We start from the raw sequence: 232 nt of genomic DNA on the forward strand, positions 1-232 counted from the left end.
AGTATGCGCTCCGGCATCTCCGTGAAGCTTGGAAGAGATGCTTCCAAGGAATTTCTCGGTCTCCTCGATTCAAGAAGAAAGGGAAGGGAGATAGCTTCACCCTAGATGGAAGCATTAAGCTAGACCACCATGCTGTAAAACTCCCTAAAATTGGATGGGTAAGGACTTACGAGCGTCTTCCTCAAGGGGTTCGACCATCAACTGTTACCATCTCTAGAACCGCTGACCGGTG

Origin of the sequence: Geitlerinema sp. PCC 9228 (genome assembly GCF_001870905.1) — a bacterium.
Taxonomy (GTDB): domain Bacteria; phylum Cyanobacteriota; class Cyanobacteriia; order Cyanobacteriales; family PCC-9228; genus PCC-9228.